The organism is Clostridium sp. MCC344 (assembly GCF_018785365.1).
GTDB lineage: Bacteria > Bacillota > Clostridia > Lachnospirales > Lachnospiraceae > Pilosibacter.
This window is the reverse complement of the sequence record NZ_WQPQ01000114.1, coordinates 1-16,877: the sequence shown is the minus strand read 5'-3', so window position 1 is coordinate 16,877 and position 16,877 is coordinate 1. Positions and strand designations below refer to the sequence as shown.

Annotated in this window: 16 protein-coding genes; 1 reads left to right on the top strand and 15 read right to left on the bottom strand. The window is 49.8% G+C overall.

Features of this window, described 5'->3' with window-relative positions; all coding sequences use genetic code 11:
- Positions 1–107: 107 nt before the first annotated feature.
- The 6 genes from GPK90_RS18120 to mtaB all read right to left on the bottom strand — a co-directional run bounded on the left by GPK90_RS18120 (position 108) and on the right by mtaB (position 5,130).
- Positions 108–1,775: a ribonuclease J gene (locus GPK90_RS18120; protein WP_118297144.1), complete on the bottom strand. Its 1,668-nt coding sequence runs from the start codon at positions 1,773–1,775 to the stop codon at positions 108–110.
- On the bottom strand, positions 1,765–2,250 hold the full coding sequence (locus GPK90_RS18115; RefSeq protein WP_118297089.1) for a Fur family transcriptional regulator: 486 nt from the start codon (positions 2,248–2,250) through the stop codon (positions 1,765–1,767). Before GPK90_RS18115 ends, GPK90_RS18120 begins: the two co-directional genes overlap by 11 nt.
- A 101-nt stretch (positions 2,251–2,351) precedes the next feature.
- A complete protein-coding gene (locus tag GPK90_RS18110) occupies positions 2,352–2,621 on the bottom strand; it encodes a DUF1292 domain-containing protein (protein ID WP_118297090.1) in 270 nt (89 codons plus the stop codon).
- A gap of 98 nt (positions 2,622–2,719) precedes the next feature.
- Positions 2,720–3,145 carry a Holliday junction resolvase RuvX gene (gene ruvX, locus GPK90_RS18105; protein ID WP_118532891.1) on the bottom strand — a complete coding sequence of 142 codons (426 nt, stop codon included), beginning with the start codon at positions 3,143–3,145 and terminating at the stop codon, positions 2,720–2,722.
- 118 nt (positions 3,146–3,263) lie between these two features.
- A complete protein-coding gene (locus GPK90_RS18100) occupies positions 3,264–3,527 on the bottom strand; it encodes an IreB family regulatory phosphoprotein (protein ID WP_215703608.1) in 264 nt (87 codons plus the stop codon).
- A gap of 283 nt (positions 3,528–3,810) precedes the next feature.
- On the bottom strand, positions 3,811–5,130 hold the full coding sequence (gene mtaB / locus GPK90_RS18095; protein WP_118321137.1) for a tRNA (N(6)-L-threonylcarbamoyladenosine(37)-C(2))-methylthiotransferase MtaB: 1,320 nt from the start codon (positions 5,128–5,130) through the stop codon (positions 3,811–3,813).
- A gap of 272 nt (positions 5,131–5,402) precedes the next feature.
- Between mtaB and GPK90_RS18090 the strand changes: the two genes are divergently transcribed.
- Positions 5,403–5,639, top strand: a complete 237-nt coding sequence (locus tag GPK90_RS18090) for an HPr family phosphocarrier protein (protein WP_015555013.1) — start codon at positions 5,403–5,405, stop codon at positions 5,637–5,639.
- Positions 5,640–5,732: 93 nt separating this feature from the next.
- Here GPK90_RS18090 and thiI read toward each other — a convergent pair whose 3' ends face one another.
- From thiI to hrcA, 9 genes are all read right to left on the bottom strand, one after another.
- A complete protein-coding gene (gene thiI / locus GPK90_RS18085) occupies positions 5,733–6,914 on the bottom strand; it encodes a tRNA uracil 4-sulfurtransferase ThiI (RefSeq protein WP_118297094.1) in 1,182 nt (393 codons plus the stop codon).
- A gap of 27 nt (positions 6,915–6,941) precedes the next feature.
- Positions 6,942–8,105, bottom strand: a complete 1,164-nt coding sequence (locus GPK90_RS18080; RefSeq protein ID WP_118297095.1) for a cysteine desulfurase family protein — start codon at positions 8,103–8,105, stop codon at positions 6,942–6,944.
- Positions 8,106–8,214: 109 nt separating this feature from the next.
- Positions 8,215–8,970, bottom strand: coding sequence for a 16S rRNA (uracil(1498)-N(3))-methyltransferase (locus GPK90_RS18075; RefSeq protein ID WP_118530814.1), 756 nt, complete (start codon positions 8,968–8,970; stop codon positions 8,215–8,217).
- Positions 8,970–9,926 carry a 50S ribosomal protein L11 methyltransferase gene (gene prmA, locus GPK90_RS18070; protein WP_118297097.1) on the bottom strand — a complete coding sequence of 319 codons (957 nt, stop codon included), beginning with the start codon at positions 9,924–9,926 and terminating at the stop codon, positions 8,970–8,972. The genes GPK90_RS18075 and prmA overlap by 1 nt, the downstream gene beginning before the upstream one ends.
- Before the next feature lie 263 nt (positions 9,927–10,189).
- Entirely contained in the window at positions 10,190–10,597 is a 408-nt protein-coding gene (locus tag GPK90_RS18065) for a hypothetical protein (protein ID WP_215703607.1), read from the bottom strand.
- A 757-nt stretch (positions 10,598–11,354) separates the two neighbouring features.
- On the bottom strand, positions 11,355–12,515 hold the full coding sequence (gene dnaJ / locus GPK90_RS18060; protein WP_118299190.1) for a molecular chaperone DnaJ: 1,161 nt from the start codon (positions 12,513–12,515) through the stop codon (positions 11,355–11,357).
- A 266-nt stretch (positions 12,516–12,781) separates the two neighbouring features.
- Entirely contained in the window at positions 12,782–14,659 is a 1,878-nt protein-coding gene (dnaK, locus tag GPK90_RS18055) for a molecular chaperone DnaK (RefSeq protein ID WP_118299191.1), read from the bottom strand.
- Between the two features lie 91 nt (positions 14,660–14,750).
- On the bottom strand, positions 14,751–15,329 hold the full coding sequence (gene grpE / locus GPK90_RS18050) for a nucleotide exchange factor GrpE (protein ID WP_243022267.1): 579 nt from the start codon (positions 15,327–15,329) through the stop codon (positions 14,751–14,753).
- An 8-nt stretch (positions 15,330–15,337) separates the two neighbouring features.
- Positions 15,338–16,390 (bottom strand): heat-inducible transcriptional repressor HrcA, encoded by a 1,053-nt coding sequence (hrcA, locus tag GPK90_RS18045; protein WP_118299193.1) that lies wholly within the window; start codon positions 16,388–16,390, stop codon positions 15,338–15,340.
- Positions 16,391–16,877 lie beyond the last annotated feature (487 nt).

Here is a 16,877-nt window from a genome sequence, read left to right as displayed (position 1 = left end):
AAGCCGGGGGCGTTCTCCCTATACTGAGCTGTGCCAAAAATTGCTTATGCAAGCAAGCTTGCAACACAATTTTCAGCCCAGCTCAGTGCACGGCTAACTGGGTTCATTTAAACTTCCATGATGATTGGAAGGATCATCGGGTTTCTCTTGATGCGCTTCCATAAGAAGTCGCTTAAGCTGTCGCGGATAATGTTCTTGATCTTGCCCCAGTCGGATACGTGGCGCTCTAAGCAGTCTGCAACAGCCTGATCCACGATCGCCTGTGCCTCCTCCATCAGATCCTCAGACTCACGCACGTAGACAAATCCGCGGGACACGATATCCGGTCCAGAGAGCAGGAGATTGGAGTGTTTCTCAAGTGTCAGGACAACGATAATGATACCGTTCTGGGCAAGGTTCTGGCGGTCACGGAGAACAATATTTCCGACATCGCCGACACCGAGTCCGTCAACGAGAACGCCGCCGGCCTGTACATGATCGATCACATCTGCGCCGCTCTCACCGATCTCGAGCACATCTCCTGTGTGGAGCATCACAACGTTCTCCTTCGGGATGCCGAGAGAAATCGCAAGCTCCTTCTGTGCCATTCTGTGGCGGTACTCACCGTGGATCGGGATCGCATATTTCGGACGTACCAGAGAATAAACGAGTTTGATCTCCTCCTGGCATGCATGCCCGGATACATGGGTATCCTGGGAAATTACGGTCGCGCCCTTCATGGAGAGTTCGTTGATAACTCTCGATACGGCTTTCTCATTTCCCGGGATCGGGGTAGAACTTAAAACGACAACATCGCGCGGGGTAATGGATACTTTTCTGTGCATGGAGGACGCCATTCTGGAGAGGGCCGCCATGGACTCACCCTGGCTTCCTGTCGTGATGAGGACGGTATCCTCCTCCTTATAGTTCTTTAACTGCTCGATATCGATCAGGGTTCCGTCCGGGATGTTGATATATCCGAGTTCCTGTGCGGTTCCGATGACATTGACCATGCTGCGGCCTTCCACAACGACTTTTCTTCCGTACTTGCAGGCGGAGTTGATGACCTGCTGCACGCGGTCCACGTTGGAAGCGAATGTCGCAACGATGATCCTGTTCTGCTGGTGCTCAGCGAAGATCGCATCGAACGTCTTTCCGACCGTCTTCTCGGACATCGTAAAGCCAGGACGGATCGCGTTCGTGGAATCACATAAAAGTGCGAGCACGCCTTTCTTTCCGAGCTCCGCAAGTCTCTGGAGATCGGTCACGTCACCGAACACCGGCGTGTAGTCGATCTTGAAGTCACCGGTATTTAAGATGATTCCCGCCGGTGTAAATACAGCAAGAGCAGCCGCGTCCTCGATCGAGTGGTTCATCTTGATAAATTCCACGCGGAAGCAGCCGAGATTGATGGACTGTCCGTGTTTTACAACCTTGCGCTTTACGCTGCGCAGCATGTTGTTCTCTTCGAGTTTATGGTCGATCAGTCCCATAGTCAGCTTGGTCGCATAGACCGGCGCATTCACCATTTTTAACACGTACGGAAGCGCACCGATATGGTCCTCATGGCCGTGGGTGATGACAAATCCTTTTACCTTCTCATAGTTATCTTTTAAGTAGGTTACATCCGGAATGACAAGGTCGATTCCAAGCATATCGTCGCTCGGAAATGCGAGTCCGCAGTCCATCACGATAATGCTGTCGCCGTACTCGATGGCTGTCATGTTCATTCCGATCTGTTCCAGTCCCCCGAGAGGGATAATTTTGACTTTACAGTTTTCTGTATCATTTTTCACGTTCTTCACGATTCATAACCTCTTTCTTTTTTTCTTCATTTTTCCTGCACTCACTGCAAAGTCCGTAGAGCTTTACCTCGTGGTTCATCACGAGAAAGCCCAGTTTCTCCATCACTTCCGCCTCCAGGCTGTCTAAAAGGTCCGATTCCAGGGAATACACCTTTCCGCAGCCTGTGCAGATGGCGTGGTGATGGCGGTGTCCCGATGCGCTTTCTTCACCGTTCAGCTCATACCGGGTAAAACCGTCATCAAATGTGACTTTGTCGATTACATGCAGATCTAAAAGGACCTGGACAGTCCTGTATATCGTAGCCAGTCCGATCTCCGGGCTGTTTACTTTCGCCAGATCATAGATTTCTTCCGCGGTCAGATGTTCCGCCGGGTGCGACGCAATAATATCCAGCACGATCATACGCTGATTTGTCACTTTTAATCCTGCCTTGCGAAGCAGTCCTTTTACTGTCTCATCGTTCATTTTCTCGTCTCCCAACATCTATCCCGCAAAAATTTACTCAGTCTTATCTCCGTCAGATAAGACCGGGTCAAACGCCCGTTGTGGGCGCGCATTGTCTTATTTTACTGTTTTTCCAGATCCACGTCGTCAAGAAGCTCTGCGAAGATCTTCATGAGTCCTTCCAGCTCGTCCTCATCTTCCACGAACTCATAGAGGGCATCCGCCTCCTCAGCGCCGGACATATCCTTTAAGATATAGCAGTCACCTTCCTCATCGTCATCTTCCGCATCTGTGACGAGAAGATAGTTCGCTCCGTTTAATTTTGTCTCTTCCACAACGTAAAATTCGAGTGTCTGGTCATCGTCGACCAGTGTGATTTTTCTCTCTTCCATACATATTCTCCTGTTTGCTGCAGCCCACAGCCGGGCCACCTGCCGAGTGTTTCCTGTTTTCGTAGTTACACGTTTCGTTCTCAGTCTTCCTGACGATCTTATTTCGTCTTTAAGCAGTCCAGATATCCCTGTAAGATCAGGCCCGCGGCAACTTTATCGATCACCGCTTTTCTGTTCTCGCGGCGCACTCCACTCTCCATCAGGATCTGTTCCGCAGCAACGGTCGTGAGACGCTCATCCCAGTAATGCACCGGAAGTCCGGTACGGCGCTCTAACATTTCTCCGAAGGCTTTCGTTTTCTCAACGCGCTCGCCCTCTGTATTGTTCATATTTTTCGGGAGTCCCAGAACGATCTCCGTGATCTCATACTCCCTGATCAGCTCCTCGATCCGGGCACACGTCTTGCGCAGTTTGTTCTCATCCTTGCGCTCGATCGTCTCCACGCCCTGGGCTGTCAGAAGAAGTCCGTCACTGACCGCGACTCCCACAGTCTTTGAACCGAAATCCAGTCCGAGTATTCTCATAAACTCTGTCCTCTGTTATTTTTCCTCATACCAAAACCAGCCGGATATGTTCCTTCCCGGCTGTTTGTTCTGGCGTCGTATCTGTTCAGTACCTGACATCTCATCCTTTGCGGAAAGACTAGCGGAGTCTCGTCTCGATATAGTTCTCCATCAGCTCTTCCAGGATCTCGTCACGTTCTACTTTCATGATAAGGCTTCGCGCGCTCTTATAGCTCGTAATATAGGTCGGATCGCCGGACATGATATAGCCGACGATCTGGTTGATCGGGTTATACCCTTTTTCGGTCAGTGCTTCGTAGACTTCACAAAGGACCTCGCCGACCTCAAGCTTCTTATCTTCCTGTACCGCTTTAAAATATTGTGTATTACTGATATCGCCCATAAATATCCTCACGTCCTCTTGTGCTGATATAAATCAGATTTATATCAACCCTTTTGTTGCTATTCTTTATTCTACTCTAATTTTATCGTTTCTGCAATACAAACTTGCCCGGCTGAACATCGGCGGCGCTGCGTTACGGTACACGAGCATTCCATGCCCGCGCACTGTAACGTGATTTTGCCGATGCTTCGCATTCCGAATCGGCAAAATCTGCGACCACAACGGTATCATACGGAATTTTCAGTTCAGAAAATTCCTATCCGTGAAAAGTAACTCCGCCGCTCTATGAGAGCAGCATGATCTCCTCCGTCAGGAATTCCTTCAAGGTTCCCCTGACAAATGTATTTTTCAGCATCTTCGGATCGCGCCCGTCAAGTCGGACCGCTGCCTTCACATATTCCTTCGTATATCCGGTCATGCAGACCTCGCTGTCGATCGTCACCGGCTCTTCGAGGAGGATCTCCTGCTCCGTCCCGAGGAATGATTCCCGGTATTCCCCGGACATTTTTTTCTCGAGTTTTAAGAGAACGGCACTCCGCTCCTTCTTCACCGGCTCCGGCACCTGGTCAGGCATCCGGTCCGCGCGGGTTCCGGCACGTCTGGAGTACGGGAACACATGCATCTCATAGAAGTGGACCTTCTCAAGGAATTCCCTTGTCGTCTCAAAATCCGCATCCGTCTCACCCGGGAATCCCACGATGACGTCCGTCGTGATCGCCGGATTCTCAAAATATTTTCTGAGGATCGCGCAGCGCTCCGCGTACTCCTCACAGGTGTAATGGCGGTTCATGCGCTTTAAGGTGTCATCGCATCCGCTCTGTAAAGAGAGGTGGAAATGCGGGCAGATCTTCGGAAGCTTTGAAAGCTCCTCCGCGAACGTTTCCGTGATCACACGCGGTTCCAGGGAGCCGAAGCGGATCCGCTCGATCCCATCGATCGCATGCAGCCGTTTGATCAGTGTCAGAAAGTCGATCCCCTCATCCTTGAAGTCGATGCCGTAGGAAGTCAGATGGATGCCTGTGAGGACAATTTCCTTGTAACCTTCCTCCGCCAGGATCTTTACTTCCTCCTCCACGTCCTCCGGCCGGCGGCTTCTGACGCGGCCTCTCGTGTACGGGATGATGCAATAGCTGCAGAACTGGTTGCATCCGTCCTGGACTTTGATGAACGCACGGGTGTGTTCCGCCTGCTTTTTAATGTGAAGCTTCTCGTACTCATTGGATCCCGCGAGGTCCGTGATGGACTCTTTGATCTCTTTTCCGGCAAACCAGGCGTCTAAAAGCGGAACTAGATCCGCCTTGCGGTTATTTCCGATGATCAGATCGACAGCGGCGTCCTCTCTCAGTTTGTCCGCTGCCGCCTGCACATAACAGCCTGCCGCGACAACGACCGCGTCCGGATTTTTCGCCTTCGCGCGGTGCAGCATCTGGCGTGATTTCTTGTCTGCCACATTCGTCACGGAGCAGGTGTTGATGACATAGACGTCCGCTTTCTCCTCAAATCCCACGATCTCATATCCAGCGGCCTCCAGAAGCTGTTCCATCGCCTCCGTTTCATACGCATTTACCTTGCAGCCAAGATTGTGAAGCGCTGCTTTTCTCATATTCTATCTCCTCATATTATATAATCAGTTTCTGTCACTATACCCGGATTTTGCCGATGCTTCGCATTCCGAATCGGCAAAATCTACTGCCACAACTGTATTGTACGGAATTTTCAGTTCAGAAAATTTCTACCGTGTACAGTAACATACAGTAACACTTAAACATTATTCAAGATACCTCTTGACTTTTCATGCATGTCCATTTAGTATGAAAGTAGGTTTTTCTATTTTATCAGAATAACAAATATTCGAGTATTGGGAGGAACACTGACATGAAAACCGTTAAAATTTCTTTAAACTCCATCGATAAAGTGAAGTCTTTTGTAAACGACCTTACAAAGTTTGATACCGATTTCGACCTTGTTTCCGGCAGATACGTCATCGACGCAAAATCCATCATGGGAATCTTCAGCCTGGATCTTTCCAAGCCGATCGATCTGAATATCCACGATGGCGGAAACACAGAAGAGATCCTTACCGTACTTGCTCCGTATATCATTGAAGCATAAGAAAAAAAGGGTGTAACTGTAAAGGTACTGAACAGTTACAAGGTTTTAAAAACTGCCGGAATCTTACTTCCGGCAGTTTTTTTGCACCTTTTTTTAGATGCAGCGGATCACTTCTCTCGTCTCAAGTGCCGTCTTCATCAGTTCATCGATCTTCTCATCCAGCTTCTTTTCGGAATTTTTGATTTTCTTTAAGCTCGGCTTTGTGACCGGATGCTTTGCGACGAAGATCGTGCAGCAGTCCTCATACGGAAGAACGGATGTCTCGTAAGTTCCGATCTTTAAGGAAATATCCACGATATCCTGCTTGTCGAACGCGATGAGTGGTCTCATGACCGGAAGCTCGCAGACTTCATTTGTAACGGCGAGGGACTGCATCGTCTGGGATGCAACCTGACCGATGCTCTCGCCGGTGACGAGTGCCAGACAGTCATTCTCCTTCGCGATCGTCTCCGCGATCTTCATCATATAGCGGCGCATGATAATTGTAAGCTCGTCATGCGGGCACTGGTCGTAGATGTAGAGCTGGATATCGGTAAAGTTGATGATATTTAAGCGAATCGGACCTGTGTACTTTGCGACAAGTTTTGCGAGATCAACGACCTTCTGCTTCGCGCGCTCACTTGTATACGGCGGAGCATGGAAATAAGTCGCATCGATCGTAACGCCGCGCTTCGCGATCATCCAGCCGGCAACCGGGCTGTCGATACCGCCGGATAAGAGCAGCATCGCACGTCCTGCGGTTCCGATCGGCATTCCGCCCGGTCCCGGGATCGTCTCGGAGAAGATGTTGATCTTGTGGCGGACTTCCACACGGAGTAATACGTCCGGTGTGTGGACATTTACTTTTGTCTCCGGGAATGCGTTTAAGATCACCTCGCCGAGGTCGCGGTTGATCTGGTCGGAAACGACCGGATACTGCTTATTCGCACGTCTCGCGACAACTTTGAACGTAAAGTGTTTATCTTCATATGCGTCATCGATATACTTGACCACCTGGGCCTTTAAGTCCTCGTAGCCGTTGTCCTCGATCTGGACCATCGGGCAGATCCCGACGATACCGAATACATGCTGGAGAGCGTCGATCACTTCATCGTAATCGAAATCTTCAGATGCCTCCGCATAGATTCTTCCGGCTTCCTTTGTAACCTCGAACTTTCCTTCCAGGTTCTTTAAACGGTGATGGATCTGTTTTACAAGGGCGTCCTCAAAGAGGTAACGGTTCTTTCCCTTTACGCCGATCTCCGCGTATTTAATTAAAAATGATCTGTATTTCACGGAATTTCCTCCATTGGTTTTCTATATTTACGCTCTGCGGTATCTCCGCAGCATCGGAACAAGCTCTTTTAACACGTCCAGGCAGTAGTCCACCTCTTCCTCCGTATTGAATGCGCCGAAGGAGAAGCGGAGTGTGGAATCGAGCAGGGAATCCTTCACGCCGATCCCCTTTAAGGTTCCGGACACACCCGGATGGTTGGATGAACATGCGGAACCGGAAGAAACGTAGATCCCTTTATCTTCCAATGCGTGTAAAAGCACTTCCGCTCTCACGCCCTCAAATCCTGCCGCCACGATCTGCGGTGCACTGTCACGTCCGGTAAGTCCGTGGACCGTAACGCCGTCCATCGCCTGCAGGCCTTTCACCATGCGATCCTTGATCGCGTAGAGCTTATCGATCTTCGCGTCATGGTCTGTATAGACCATCTTTGCCGCAAGGCCAAGTCCTGCACAGCCCGGAACGTTCTCGGTTCCGGAGCGCATACCTTTCTGCTGACCGCCTCCGTAGATGATCGGTTTGATCTTCACGCGCTCATCGATATAGAGGAAGCCGGTTCCCTTCGGTCCGTGGATCTTGTGGCCGCTGGCAGATAACAGATCGATCCCCTGTTTTTTCGGGCGAATCACATATTTTCCGTAAGCCTGGATCGCGTCAACATGGAAGTAGACGGACGGCTTTTTCTCCTTGATGATCTTCGCGATCTCCTCGATCGGCTCCACAGCGCCGATCTCGTTGTTCACATACATGACGGACACCAGGATCGTATCGTCGCAGATCGCCTCGCGGAGTGCATCCAGGGAGACATGTCCGTTGTGGTCGACCGGAAGGTAGGTCACGCGGAAACCAAGCTCTTCAAGAAATGCTGTCGTATTGTAGATGGACGCATGTTCCACGCAGGAGGTAATGATGTGGTTTCCGGCGCGCTTGTTTGCAAGCGCCGTACCGATCAGCGCCATGTTGTTGGACTCCGTTCCGCCGGAGGTAAAGAGGATCTCCTTGTCCTTTACCTTTAACGTTTTCGCGATCTCCTCGCGGGCAGTCTTAATGTAGTTTTCCGCCTCCACACCTTTCATATGTCTGGAGGACGTATTTCCATAATCCACGGTCATTGTCTCAGCGACGATATCGCGCACCTCATCGAACGCGCGGGTAGTCGCGGAGTTGTCAAAATAAACTTCTCTCTTATCCATGAGTTTTATTACTCCCAGTTTGTCAGCAATAACTCCATGCACACAGTTTTCCTGCTGTCATTTTTCCGTTATCCTGACCGTTCTCCTTATTCTCGTATTCCACGTTTCTTCATGATTCCAGCAATAATCCGACCGCCGCCATCACGAACATTCCGGCCGTCTCGGTTCTCAGGATCCGCTTTCCGAGTGTCACCGGTCTCACGCCGGAGTTCATCGCAATCTCCACTTCCCCGTCCGAAAATCCGCCTTCCGGTCCGATAAAGATGGACAGTTTCTGTCCCGGCTTTAAGCTTCCTATCAGCTCTCTCGTGAGCGCCATTCCGCCCGCACCCGGGAGACTTTCCGAATCCTCATAAGGAATGATCGCCAGGTCATCCGTTTTCGCCGCCTCGATCGCCGCCTTGAATTTCATCACATTTCCGATCTCCGGCACGATCATGCGCTTCGACTGTTTCGCCGCGCTCTCGGAGATCCCGTACCAGCGTTTTCTCTTCGCTTCTTCCTTCTTTGCGTCGAGCTTCACCACCGCGCGGTCGGTATCCACCGGAACGATCTTTGTGACGCCGAGTTCTACACATTTCTGGATGATAAATTCCATTTTATCTGCTTTCGGAAGTCCCTGGTACAGAGTCACCTGTACCGGAAGCTCCGTATCGTCCACCTCTTCCGGCAGGATCTTCGCGAGAACCTTGTCCGGAAAAAGCTCCGTGATCTCGCAGAGGCAGTTCGTTCCCTTTCCGTCGCTGAGCAGGATCTTCTCACCCGGCTTCATCCGCAGCACGTTTTTAATATGATTCACATCCGGGCCGGTGATCACGGCCTCCGTCCCTGTAAAAAATTCTGTTTCCGTAAAAAAATGGTACACTATTTCTTCCTCGCTGTAAAGGATACCCACTCGCCCTGTCTTGTCACTTCAAGGATCTCGAACGCTTCGTTTGCCTCGAGAGCTTCGCGGACCGCCTGTTCCTTCATATCAATGATACCGGAGCTGATGAAGATCCCGCCTTTCTTTAAGTGGAACGGAACCTGTTTCTGGATCAGGATGATAATGTCGGCGAGAATGTTTGCCACAACGATATCGTAGCACTCGTATCCAGCTGCGTCCTGGGTTGCCTTGTCGTCGATGATGTTTCCCTGGATCACGCCGAACTTCTCCTCCGGGATCTCGTTCGCAGCCAGGTTTTCATGGACAGCCGTGATCGCATTCTCATCAAGATCAGTTCCGAATACATAATCAGCGCCCAGTTTTAAAGCCGCGATCCCGAGAATTCCGCTTCCCGTTCCGAGGTCAAGGACCTTTACGCCCGGCTTTACATACTTTTCAAGCTGGCGGATACAGAGCTGCGTTGTCTCATGTTTTCCGGTTCCGAAGGCGGTTCCCGGGTCGATCTGGATCAGGAGCTTGTCCTTATGTTCTTCCGGGATCTCCTCCCAGGTCGGCTTGATCAGGATATGGTCCACGGTAAACGGTTTGAAATACTGTTTCCAGTTGTTGATCCAGTCCTTATCATCCGTCTCGGACTCTGTGATCTTTGCGGTTCCGATATTTACGAACTGGCTGATCTCCTCAAGTCCCTCGCGGACTGCTTTTAACTTTTCTTCCGTATCTTCATCCTCATCGAGGTAGAAGCTTACGCGGGCAGTACCGTCGTCCGGCGGGAGTTCCGGGAGAATATCGATAAACATTCCCTTTGTCTCACTCTCTGTGAGCGGCACGTTGTCCTCGATCTCCATTCCTTCGATCCCGATATCATCGAACATACTTCCGAGATAGTCCACTGCGTCCGTGGTCGTCTCAAGAGTGAATTTCTTCCATTTCATATGCTGTTTCTCCTTTTTTATGATCGCCGGTCAGGACCAATCGTTTTATTCCGTTCTGTCATATCCGGCTTTCCGCACATATGCCTGTATCCTATATGGATGCAGACGAAATCACATGATATCATAACATAGTTTCACAGGCTTTGCAAGGTGGGACTTTACTGCGTCATATACAAAGCGGGACAGAGCTTTCTGCCCTGTCCCGCGAAGTGAATGCTATGAAATTTTGTAAATGTTCAGGCCTGCTGAATCGGTACGAAATTTTATGCCGTCTTTTTGTTCGGACGGACGAATAAGATGCATCCCACGATGATGCAGATCGCAAACATCGCTCCGCCGACGCCCATCGTCATTCCGACGCCTGTCATCGTCCACATCGGAACGAGACCTGCGAATGCTTCCTTCCAGCACATAACTGCGCTGTACACACCGTGGTTATCCGGTGCACTGGAGTTGGAATCCGGGTCAACCGCACGGACAAGCGCAAGACCTGTCGCTGTGTTTCCGGTACCTACGCCGAATGCCATGATCGCTTTCTCGAACCACTCATCTTTACAGAAGAGTTTGCAGAAGCCGAGGGCGATCGCAAGTGTCAGTGCACAGCAGATTGCTGTGTAGACAACGATCGGTACGATATATGTACTGATCAGGTCGATATCTAGAGTTGCCATCGCCGTGAGGACAACGACCTCAAGTAAAAATCCGCTGACATGTTTGATCGTCTTTACATCGATGTAAAGTCTGATTGTTTCAAAGTTGAATCTGGTGTGTCAATGCCCTAAAAGGGGCGACCTTCATTTCTACTTCAGGAAAAAGCACAGAAGGATATGAATGCCCTTGGTAGTGTCAATGCCCTAAAAGGGGCGACCTTCATTTCCACACTTGCCTCTGGGAACCCGCATAAATAAAGGCTTTGCGGACCCGTTTTTGCAAGTATTTTCCAGAATATTCTGAAAAAGGCTTTTTTGAAGGTGATTTTTGGCATGTTCACAGTTTGTTCATATTTGTCGCAGAAACAAAGGTAATTTCTCGCTTTCAGCTGCCCCCATTATAACAGACTTCTTCAGGTTCCACAAGCAGATTATTTCCCATTATTGTGACCATTATTTGCGATCCCACCATCCCCCAGCGGTGAGCTTCCGGACAGGAGTGCATGATCCGGGGATCTGGCTTCCTCTTAGCTCGCGGGTGACTGCGTTAGAAAATCGATGACACTTGTCTGAGCGCAGCGAGTTGTGTCGTCGATTTTCTGCCCTTAGCAGTCCCCCGGGAGGTTAGAGGAACCATCCCCGCATCCCCGGCACTCCTGGCCGGAAACTCACCGCGTACTCTCGCCAACACCCCAAGCAAGCACATACACAAAAAACGCACGCCCTGCATACCGATCCTCCCTGCATGCAAAACGTGCGTTTTCTAATCCAATCTCTATTACTCGTTCTTCAGATCCTCTTTCAGCTTACTAAAGAACCCTTTCTTCTTCCCTTCCTCCGGCGCAATTCCCTTCATCGCGTCATCAAACCGCTTCAGAGCCTCCTTCTGCTCCTCATTCAGCTTCTCCGGAACTGTAACAACAAGCGTTACATAATGATCACCGCGGATATTCTTATTTCTCAGGGACGGAACACCCTTACCGCGGAGACGTACCTTCGTGTCAGTCTGAGTTCCCGGTTTTACCTCGTACTCAACCTCACCGTCAACGGTCTTGATCTTGATCGGACCGCCGAGAGCTGCCGTTGCGAAAGAAATCGGTACAGTCGAGAAGATGGAAGTCTCCTGACGCATGAATACCGGGCTTCTGGATACAGTAACCTCAACGAGAAGGTCTCCTCTCTCGCCGCCGTTCGTACCCGGCTCACCCTTCCCGGCGATACGGATACTCTGTCCGTTATCGATACCGGCCGGGATCTTAACCTGGATCTTCTTCTTGCTGGAGATATATCCGGTGCCGTAGCAATCCGGGCATTTCTCCTTGACAACCTTACCGGTACCGCGGCAGTCCGGACATGTCTGGACATTCTGTACCTGGCCAAAGAACGACTGCTGTGTATAGACGATCTTACCCTTACCGTTACATTTCGGACAGGTGATCGGGGATGTACCAGGCTTTGCGCCGGTTCCGTGACACTTCGGACACTCATCCTTCAGGGTAAGCTCGATCTCCTTCTCACATCCGAAGATCGCCTCCTCAAACGTGATACGGACACCCGTTCTCAAATTTGCTCCGCGCATCGGACCATTGCTGCTTCTTCCGTATGCGGAACGTCCGCCAAAGAAATCTCCGAAGATATCTCCGAAAATATCTCCCATATCGGCTCCGTTAAAGTCGAATCCGCCGTATCCGGCTCCGCCTGCGCCTCCGTCAAAGGCTGCATGACCGAACTGGTCGTACTTCTTTCTCTTTTCCGGATCACTTAAGACACTGTATGCCTCGGAAGCTTCCTTGAACTTTGCCTCCGCCTCTTTGTCTCCCGGGTTTGCGTCCGGATGATATTTCTTTGCAAGAACTCGATATGCTTTCTTTAACGCCGCTTCGTCCGCATCTTTCGGCACGCCGAGGACTTCGTAATAATCTCTCTTGGTCTCTGCCATTGCTTTCTTTACCTTTCTTGTTAATGAACGGTACCACGTACCTTTTGCGGAATTCTGCCGCCGGAAGATCTGCCTTCGCACGCCGTAACCAGATAACGCCAGAACCCATTCCAGACATCACGGTTTTATCTTCTGCCGTGATAAATTTTCTCCGGATCATTCATCGTCCGGAAACAAGGCAGCCGAAAGAACGCCCTTTTGCGGGCGTCCTTCCGGATCTGCTTTGCCTGACAGACTATTTTCAGTCTGTCAATTTATTTTTCGTCTTAGACCTCTTTGTAGTCTCCGTCAACGACATCATCGCCGTAGCCTGCCTGGCTTGCGCTCTGACCTGCCTGCGGACCAGCCTGACCCTGGGCACCTGCTGCGCCCTGAGCTGCCTGAGCCTGCTCATAAACCTTGGAGAATAACTTCTGGGCACTGTTCATGAGTTTCTCTTTCGCCGCCTTGATCTCATCGACCTGAGCATCTGTCATCTGATCTGCCGGAGCTTTTGCGATTGCTTCCTTGAGGGCATTTAAGTCAGCCTCAACAGCAGTCTTGTCGTTTGCATCGATCTTGTCGCCGACTTCCTCGAGAGCTTTCTCTGTCTGGAATACCATGGAGTCAGCTTCGTTTCTCGCATCAATCGCTTCTTTTCTCTTCTTATCCTCAGCCTCGTAAGCTGCAGCTTCCTTAACAGCCTTATCGATATCATCCTTGGACATGTTGGAACCGGATGTGATCGTGATGTGCTGCTCTTTGCCTGTTCCAAGATCCTTAGCGGATACATTTACGATACCGTTTGCATCGATATCGAATGTAACTTCGATCTGCGGAACACCTCTTCTTGCCGGAAGGATACCATCAAGACGGAACTGGCCAAGAGTCTTGTTGTCCTTTGCGAACTCACGCTCACCCTGTACAACGTGGATATCTACAGCTGTCTGGTTATCAGCGGCTGTGGAGAAGATCTGGCTCTTTCTTGTCGGGATGGTTGTATTTCTCTCGATCAGCTTTGTTGCTACGCCGCCCATGGTCTCGATTGCAAGGGAAAGCGGAGTAACATCGAGAAGAAGGATGTCGCCGGCACCAGCATCGCCTGCTAACTTACCACCCTGGATCGCTGCACCGATGGCTACGCACTCATCCGGGTTTAAGGACTTACTCGGCTCTTTGCCTGTTAACTGTTTTACCTTCTCCTGTGCGGAAAGCATACGTGTGGAACCACCTACAAGGAGAACCTTGGAAAGATCTGCTGCTGTTAAGCCGGCATCTCTTAATGCATTCTGTACCGGGATCGCTGTTCTCTCGATGAGGTCGCTTGTGAGTTCATCGAATTTTGCTCTTGTAAGGTTCATATCTAAGTGCTTCGGGCCATCAGCAGTTGCTGTGATGAACGGAAGGTTGATATTTGTTGTTGTTGCGGAAGAGAGTTCCTTCTTTGCTTTCTCAGCAGCTTCTTTTAATCTCTGAAGTGCCATCTTATCACCGGAAAGATCTACGCCCTCTGTCTTCTTGAACTCATCGATCATCCACTGTGTGACACGGTTATCGAAATCATCACCGCCGAGGTGTGTATCACCGTTCGTCGCAAGAACTTCAATAACGCCGTCACCGATCTCGATGATGGAAACATCGAATGTACCGCCGCCGAGGTCATATACCATGATCTTCTGCTCTTTCTCGTTGTCAAGGCCATAAGCAAGGGCTGCCGCTGTCGGCTCGTTGATGATACGCTTTACATCAAGACCGGCGATCTTACCTGCATCCTTTGTTGCCTGACGCTGGGCATCGTTGAAGTAAGCCGGAACTGTGATAACAGCTTCTGTTACCTTCTCACCGAGGTAGCTTTCAGCATCTGCTTTTAACTTCTGAAGGATCATCGCGGAAATCTCCTGCGGTGTGTACTTCTTGCCGTCGATGTCTACCTTGTAGTCAGTACCCATATGTCTCTTGATGGAGGAGATGGTTCTGTCAGCGTTTGTAACTGCCTGACGCTTTGCCGGCTCACCGACAAGTCTTTCTCCTGTCTTTGTAAATGCAACGATAGACGGTGTTGTTCTGACACCTTCTGTATTAGCGATAACTGTTGGTTTACCGCCTTCCATAACTGCTACGCAGCTGTTTGTTGTACCTAAGTCAATACCAATGATCTTGCTCATGATTTTTTCCTCCTGTTATATTTGGAATTAAGTGAATTTCAATGTTAATTTTGATACCGGATCGATCCGCACTTACGTGCTCTCACGATCCTTAGTTCGCAACCTGTACCATGCTGTGACGGACGATCGACTCTTTGTAGGTGTAACCCTTCTGAAGCTCAGCTGCCACAACATTTTCGCCGAGATTCTCATCCTCCACATGCATCACTGCGTTGTGGAAATTCGGATCAAACGGCTTTCCGACGGCCTCGATCGGCTTTACGCCGAGATCATCGAGCGTCTTTACAAACTGCTTATATATCTTTTCCATTCCCTCTGCAAATGCGGTTCCTTTCGCATCCTCCGGGATTGTGTTAAGACCTCTTTCAAAGTTGTCAACGATCGGAAGGATCTTTTCGATCACGTCCTTCGCGCCGATCTCATACATCGCGGACTTTTCCTTGTCCGTTCTCTTGCGGTAATTATCAAATTCCGCCATCGATCTTCTGAGTTTGTCATTTAACTCATCAATCTTCTCGTCCTTCGGATCCTTTTTCTTTTCCGGAGCTTTTTCCTTCTTTCCGGCATCCTCGGACTTCTCAGTTTCTTTATCAGTCTCAGAGGCTTTCGCTTCTTTCTCTTCGGAAGCTTCCGTCTCCTGGTTCTCTTTTTCTAACTCTTTCTCTTCCACTGCTCTCTTCACCTTTCATTTTTAAATGTTTCGTTCAGCTGCGCGACAAGCGATCGCAAGGTTGTTACGACTTTCTCGTAATCCATCCGCTTTGGTCCTACAATACCGATCGTTCCTCGCATTCCATCGCCGAGCGCATAATTTGCGGTTACGATGCTGCAGTCTTTCATGCTCTGGACCGGAGTTTCATCTCCGATGTAGACCTGGATCTCATTGTCCGGGTCATCGGTCTTATTCTGCTGCTGTTCATCGATCAGCCCACGGAGAAGTTCCTTATGTTCTAACGTGCTGATCAGCTGACTCGCTTTCTCTGTATCGGAAAGTTCCGGATATTTGAAAATATTGGTTGCCCCGCTCGTATAGATCTGAAGATCCTCATCCTGGGAACGGATCACTTCGCTGACCTCATTCAGGACCAGATCCACCACTCTTCTGTGGCTTCCGGCCTGCTCCTTCATCTTCGCGATCACACCAAGATTGATCTCCTCGATCGTCAGACCGTTCAGATTGCTGTTCAGGAGAATATTCAGATTCAGGATCTCCTCATCACTGAGTTCCTCATCAACCGTAACAAAAGAGTTCCGGATAATATTTCCTTCCACAACAATTACCACGAGAAGCTTATGTTCCTCAACTCTGGAGAGTTGGATAAATTTAAGCTTCGTCTGGCTGTAACTCGGTCCGCTGATCAGAGTCGCATAATTTGTATTCTTTGCGAGAACCTTTGCAAGCTGCTTCAAAAGCAGTTCCACGCGGTCAACCCGCTGGATCATCAGTTCCTGCATGTGCTCGACCTGACTGTCCTTCTCTTTAATGATCTGGTCAACATAAAACCGGTAACCCTTATCGGAAGGAATCCTTCCGGCTGAAGTATGCGGCTGAAGAATGTAACCAAGCTCTTCCAGATCAGACATCTCATTTCGGATCGTAGCGGAGCTGAGCTTCAGATCCGAGTATTTGGAAATCGTTCTGGATCCGACCGGCTCACCGGTCTCCAGGTACGTCTGGATAATCGCTTTCAAAATTTTCTCTTTTCTCTCATCCAGTTCCAAACCTCTCACCTCTTCTCTCTGATTTGCTAGCACTCTCTTTTGAGGAGTGCTAACATCTACAGTTGCTACTATATTACTTCGCAAGTTTTTTGTCAAGGGCTTTTGATAATTTTCACATTTTTTTCACAAATATAGGAATAATTCCTGTTTTTATCCAGAAACCTCCCGGAAACCCCATAATTTCCCGCGCACTTTACCGACAGTAATCTTCCCCAACCAAACTATTTCCTTATAAGATATCGATTCTTCACACTCACTCCCGCAACTCCCCAGCGGTGAGGCTCCGGGCAAAAGTGCTTTGCTCCAGATATACACTTCCTCTTAATCCGCAGCTGACTGTGTTGAATACAAAATAGTACACGTCCGAGCGCAGGCAGCGAGTTATACCTCTTCCCTTCCTCCCGACATCCCACAGCGGTGAGGCTCCGGGATGGCGTGCTTTGATCCGGGGATCTGGCTTCCTCTTAGCTCACGGGTGGCTGCGTTAGAAAATCGG